Below are 5,321 nucleotides of genomic sequence, written 5' to 3'. Positions count from 1 at the left end.
TGAGTGGGTAGTCGATCGTGGTAGAGATTTCGGCGGTCAACCCGAACTGAATCCCGGCGTTGGAAGTGAGGTCCGCGATGAGCAGGTCCCGGTCAACGGTCAGGGTCGAGATTGCGCGGGCGGCGACGTCTGCGCGGGCGATGAACCGGATCCCCGCCCAGGCTTCGAGTAGTCCCACTATCTCCGACTCGGCGGTGTAGCAGGTGCCGGCCGGTCCCGCCAGATCGAAACGGTTGTCGAGGCTGCTACCGAACCACCACGGGTCGAGTTTGGCGGAGTGGGTCCGATACAGCGCCGTGCCCGCCCGAACAGCGATCCCCGGAAACCGGCCCCGGAGCTGGTCCGGTGACGGTGGCGCACCGAGATGCTGACTCGCTCTCGGCCGGGTCACGAAGCCAGCCGCCCCGCCGCCTGCCGGGCTAGGGTCACAACCTCGGTCCAGTCCCCGTCGATGAGAGCCTGGCGCGGTGTCCGACCATCGAGTTCCGGCTGCTTCGTCGACAACCACGACACCACGGTCCACTCTTCGACGTCAGCGGCACCCCAGGCCGTCAACGTCTCTTTCAACCCCAGGAGCGGTCGATGCGGCGCGGTGTCGGTCAGTCCCCCCGACCAGTACCCGACGCTGCCGTCTTCGGCGTGCAAGCGCAGGACTCGCCGAGCCTGCACCGCCTGACTCAACGCCTGCTTCGACCACTCGGCGATTTCGAGGATCTGACTGTGCGTGAGGACCGGTCCGATGTGGTCCTCCCACGCCCGACGCGCCTTGAGGTTGGACAGCACCTTCTCGACACCGGCCTTGATGTACTGCGCATCGGCGGCGTCGAGCCGCTCCGCGGCCATCCCGCTCGCTTCGAGCTGGTCGTCGACGACCTTCTTCAATGGAGTGCTCATACCCCGATACTCCTAGGGTCAAGCGGTCAAGTCAAGCGGTCAAGCATGGTCCAGCGGCAGTACCGGTCGCCCTACGATCCGCACAACGGCGCATTGCATGGAGTGCTCGACGACGATCTTCGGGGCGTCGGTCGACGGTGAGCTGCGGGGTCACCCAGGTGGAGGCGGAGATGAAGTCCATGCGCTGAACTAAAGTCCCGGACATGGACGAAGAACGCGATACAGGCCAGATGGGGTGGATCGGGCACCTCGTAGTGGGCGTGGGTTTCGTTGCAGTCGGCATCGGATACCTTCCCTCCGCTCCACTACCCATCTCCATCGGCTTGTTCGTTGTCGGAACGTACATCGCAACGAAGCCCTGGATAAAGCCCTGGATCAACACCTCAAAACGCACCCGCCTCCACCAACTCCTCCGCACACAGTTCCCCACCCAGAACTGAACGAGAAATAGCGCTCGGCGAAACAGCACCCCAGGTCAACAAGCCTGCGCCCCGCCCTGCGGGGATCATCACCCTGAGTCCGGATCATGTGGTGGCTCGTGTTTGGCAGGTCTCTCCGTGGAGGGGTGTGTTTGTGGAATACGATGGTGGGATGTTGATCGGGTACGCGCGCTGCTCGTCGTCGGGGAGCGACGAGGTAGGCCAGCGGGATCAGTTGGTGGCGCTGGGTGTCGAAGCGGCCGCGATCCATGTCGACCACGGGCTGACCGGCACTGATCGGCCGCGACCTGCTCTGACTGCGGCGTTGTCGGCGTTGTCGGCTCGGGACACGTTGGTGGTGACCACGCTCGATCGGTTGGCCCACTCGGCCGCTGACCTGGGTGCCATCACCACGGACCTGAGGGATCGCGGGGTGCGGTTGATGTTCGACGGCCGCGTGCACGATCCGGGTGATCCGATCGGGGCAGCGGTGTTCACGATGTTGTCGACGACGTTTCCCGAGTTCGAGTCGGGTCTGATTCGGCTGCGCACGAAGGACGGCAATGCCCGCCGTCGGGCTGTCGGCGGTTTCTCCGGCCGCAAACCCCGCCTCGACGCGGTACAGCAGTCCCGGCTCTACGACCTGCATCAGAGCCGTGAATATTCCGTTGCGGAACTGTCGAAGAGGTTCAATCTCTCTCAGGCCGGCGTCTACAAGAACCTGGCTCGGGAGAAGAGCCGACGCATCACACCCGACTCCCCTGCCGACCACTGAGTAACGCCACCAGCACCTTTGAGGGGGCAAGGCAGCGCATCGCGGTGTCGCGGCAGCGCTGTTGTCGTCAGGTGTCGGGGTGCGGTCGGATGAGGCTGTCGAGGTAGGCGAGCTCGGCGTCGAGTCCGGCGTGGACGTCGTCGACGTCACCGGCCAGGGTGGCGGTGTGCTCGGTGGCGTATTCGGATTCGACTGTTTGCTGGTCAAGCCGGTCCACGTCTTCTTCCCCGGCCGCCAGTTCGGTCACGGCCCGCAGGGTGTGCAGGCTCGCCGCGATTGCCGTCAGGGCGCGTTGGTAGTGGCGGAGCGCGGCGACCCGGTCGACGAGGCCGGCTTCGGCGCAGGCAGCAGTGACCTGGCGTCGTTCCCATTCTGTTCTCGCCCTGGTGAGTGGGTCGGTTCCGTCGTTTCCCGGTCGGGGTGGGGTGGTTGTTCGCAGGGTCAGCAGCTCGTGGGCGGTTGCGGCGATGTGGTGCAGTTCGACGGTGAAGCTGAGTGCGGATCCGGGTCCGTCGAGGACGGGTTCGGTCAAGATGTGCGCGATCACGTCTTCCGCGATGGCGACGAGGCGGGTCTCGGGGCCTTCTTCGCGCAGTGGCCAGTGCAGCGGCGAGTACGCCCGCCGGAGTTCGTCGCGTTGCACGGCGGTCAATTGCGGGTGTCGGCGGGACCGCCGGGTGACGGTGCGCCACCGGGGCGGCCGCGCAAAGAGCACGGTCGGGTCCACACATGGGCCGGCGAGGCCTACGAGCGCAGCCTGAGTAGACAGGCTGATTCCGGTCCAGTCGAAGACTGCGGTGGTGCGGGGGGCGCGTTGCGGGTAACGGAGTTGCTCGGTCACCCAGTCACGGGCGTCGCCGAGGGTGTCGGTCACCGCGATCACCGTCCTTTCCGCTGGTGAGCAGCACCAGCAGGTGCGGTCGTCGTCCCGGTACGTCGATCGTACGATCCTCTCGTGACCGGCACGGGTTTCATGTGTGGTCGGGGCAGAGCAGTGCCGGGCTGGTGTGCCATCCGGCCCTGTGGAGCCAGTTCTGTGCCGGTTCCGGAAGGGTGCCGGTGGTGGCGTGGTCGGCGAGTGTGCCGGCGAGGATGGGGCCGTCGCCGCAGATCGTGCACGCGATGTCGAACGCCGGCCCTGGTTCGCAATGGCGGCAGTGGTGTCGCTCGAGCAGGGTGCCGGGTCTCTTCGGATCCGGGTGGAGCCAGGTGACGGCGAGGTCGGCGCGTTGGTGTGCGGCCTCGGCGCGGGTGGTGGGATCGTAGCCGCAGGTCGGGCACGCCCGCGGCGACCTCGGCACCGCAGGAGGGTCGGCGCCACCGGAGCGGGTGTGGGTGTTCGGGCCGGTGCTGGGCTTGGTGTTCAGGTGCCCGTACACGGTGGTGCGGGGCACGTTCAACCGGTCCGCGATCTCGGCGACGGTGTGCTCGCCGGTGTCGTAGAGGTGTTGGGCGAGTTGGATCTGCTCGCCGGCGAGTTTCGCCGGCCGCCCACCCTTGCGGCCGCGGGCACGGGCCGCGTCGCGTCCCTCGCGGGTATTGGCCACGGTCAGCTCACGATGCAGCTGCGCCAGTACCGGCAGCATCCCGATCATCGCCGCACCTTCGGCGGTGGCGGTGTCGATGCCCTGCTCGAGCACCCTCAGACCCACCCGGCGCTCGTGTAGGTCGGCGCCGAGGCCGATCAGGTGCGCCGTCGACCGGGCGAGCCTGTCCAGACGGGTGATCACCAGGGTGTCGCCGCCGCGCATCAGGGTCAGGACGAGGTCCAGCTGGGGCCGGGACGCCTTGGCGCCCCCGGCGTGGTCGAGGTGGATGCGTTCGGTGTCGACACCGGCCCGGCGCAGGGCCTCGACCTGGGATTTCGGGTTCTGATCCGGGGCGGAGACCCGTGCGTAACCGAACAACATTCGTCGAGAATACCTCTACCTTGGTTTATTCGACATAGTTTATAGACACAGGTTTTCGACACTGGGTCGTTGCGTTGGTTGCACGAGCCGGGCTTCTCTGCCCCTTGGGTGGATGTCGTGAAATTCCGTGGTTCCGTCCGGTACCGCAGGAGTGCCAAACGGGCGGGGGCGGGCCGTCTGATTTGGTCGCTCGGCCCGCGGGGACGGTGTTCGTGCTGTCCCCCGACTATCCGTCGATGCCCTCGAGACAGGCACCGAGCATGTGGGCGCAATCGGTGAGGTGTCCCTTAGTAAGGGACACCTCAGCAATAAGGGACACCTCAGTCTTGCCCTCTGGAACCCTCAGCCGAAGACGTGAAAGACCAGGTGATCCCTGGCCTGTGCACGACGACCTGGTGGGCTGCCGGTTCACCGGACCGCCGCCAAGCCCCGTCAACGAACCGGATGAGGCCGCCACCCTCACGGTCGGGGTGGCGGCCTCATCCGGCTTCACGGTGCGGGTGTCAGCTGAAAAAGCTGCCCGAGCCTGTGCCTGAGCCTGTGCCTGAGCCGAAGTCGAAGCACAACGATCCGGTGCACTTCTCGATGGCGATCACCGACACTGTGTTGCCGTCACGGTTGGTGACGTAGGCGCGGGACCCGTCCGGCGTGATCGCCACCCCCCGTGGGCTGAACCCGACCGGGACGGTCTCGATGACGGTGTTGGTGCCGGTGTCGATCACCGACACCGTGGCGCTGTCACTGTTGGCGACGTACGCGCGGGAACCGTCCGGGGTGATCGCCACCCCGCGCGGGTCGTCCCCGACCGGGATGGGCGCGCCCACGACCGTGTCGGTGCCGGTGTCGATCACCGACACCGCGTTGCCGTCATCGTTGGTGACGTAGGCGCGGGACCCGTCCGGCGTAATCGCCACCCCGCGCGGGTCGCCCACGACGGGGATGGGCGCGCCCACGACCGTGTTGGTGCCGGTGTCGATCACCGACACCGAATCATCAACAGCGTTGGCGACGTAGGCGCGGGAACCGTCCGAGGTGATCGCCACCCCGACCGGGAAGTTCAGCCCCACAACGGTCGCGGTGACCATGTTGGTGCCGGTGTCGATCACCGACACCGTGCCGTCGCCACTGTTGGTGACGTAGACGAAGGCCCCGTCCGGGGTGATCGCCACCCCCAACGGGACGTTCCCGACCGGGATGGGCGCGCCCACGACCGTGTTGGTGCCGGTGTCGATCACCGACACCGTGTTGTTGAAAGCGTTGGTGACGTAGACGAAGGCCCCGTCCGGGGTGATCGCCACCCCGACCGGGTCGTTTCCGACCGGG

The 5,321-nt window shown here is 66.8% G+C and carries 6 protein-coding genes and 1 pseudogene; 2 read left to right on the top strand and 5 right to left on the bottom strand.

Annotated elements, in window-relative coordinates:
- Nucleotides 1–391: pseudogene (locus RM2_RS22485) on the bottom strand (RES domain-containing protein); the annotation flags it as partial.
- Nucleotides 388–894, bottom strand: coding sequence for a hypothetical protein (locus tag RM2_RS22480; protein WP_072691694.1), 507 nt, complete (start codon nucleotides 892–894; stop codon nucleotides 388–390). The pseudogene RM2_RS22485 and the gene RM2_RS22480, both read right to left, overlap by 4 nt.
- Nucleotides 895–1,097: 203 nt before the next feature.
- On the opposite strand from RM2_RS22480, the gene RM2_RS22475 reads away from it, so the two are divergent.
- Nucleotides 1,098–1,334 carry a hypothetical protein gene (locus RM2_RS22475; RefSeq protein WP_072691693.1) on the top strand — a complete coding sequence of 79 codons (237 nt, stop codon included), beginning with the start codon at nucleotides 1,098–1,100 and terminating at the stop codon, nucleotides 1,332–1,334.
- A gap of 151 nt (nucleotides 1,335–1,485) precedes the next feature.
- Nucleotides 1,486–2,088, top strand: a complete 603-nt coding sequence (locus RM2_RS22470; RefSeq protein ID WP_072691692.1) for a recombinase family protein — start codon at nucleotides 1,486–1,488, stop codon at nucleotides 2,086–2,088.
- A 67-nt stretch (nucleotides 2,089–2,155) separates the two neighbouring features.
- Here the strand turns inward: RM2_RS22470 and RM2_RS24865 are convergent, their stop codons facing one another.
- The 3 genes from RM2_RS24865 to RM2_RS22455 all read right to left on the bottom strand — a co-directional run.
- Entirely contained in the window at nucleotides 2,156–2,962 is an 807-nt protein-coding gene (locus tag RM2_RS24865; protein WP_245814102.1) for a hypothetical protein, read from the bottom strand.
- Nucleotides 2,963–3,059: 97 nt separating this feature from the next.
- Nucleotides 3,060–3,998, bottom strand: a complete 939-nt coding sequence (locus RM2_RS22460; RefSeq protein WP_072691691.1) for a recombinase family protein — start codon at nucleotides 3,996–3,998, stop codon at nucleotides 3,060–3,062.
- Nucleotides 3,999–4,501: 503 nt separating this feature from the next.
- A partial coding sequence (locus tag RM2_RS22455; protein WP_072691690.1) for a beta-propeller fold lactonase family protein occupies nucleotides 4,502–5,321 on the bottom strand: 820 nt, incomplete at its 5' end.

Origin of the sequence: Rhodococcus marinonascens NBRC 14363 (assembly GCF_001894885.1) — a bacterium.
Lineage (GTDB): Bacteria > Actinomycetota > Actinomycetes > Mycobacteriales > Mycobacteriaceae > Rhodococcus_F > Rhodococcus_F marinonascens.
Note: the sequence above shows the minus strand (reverse complement) of the source record. Positions and strands in the feature narration are given on the sequence as shown.

Coding starts and splice junctions, on each gene's coding strand:
- RM2_RS22470 (WP_072691692.1), top strand. CDS start 1,486: ATGTTGATCGGGTACGCGCGCTGCTCGTCGTCGGGGAGCGACGAGGTA.
- RM2_RS22475 (WP_072691693.1), top strand. CDS start 1,098: ATGGACGAAGAACGCGATACAGGCCAGATGGGGTGGATCGGGCACCTC.
- RM2_RS22460 (WP_072691691.1), bottom strand. CDS start 3,998: ATGTTGTTCGGTTACGCACGGGTCTCCGCCCCGGATCAGAACCCGAAA.
- RM2_RS22480 (WP_072691694.1), bottom strand. CDS start 894: ATGAGCACTCCATTGAAGAAGGTCGTCGACGACCAGCTCGAAGCGAGC.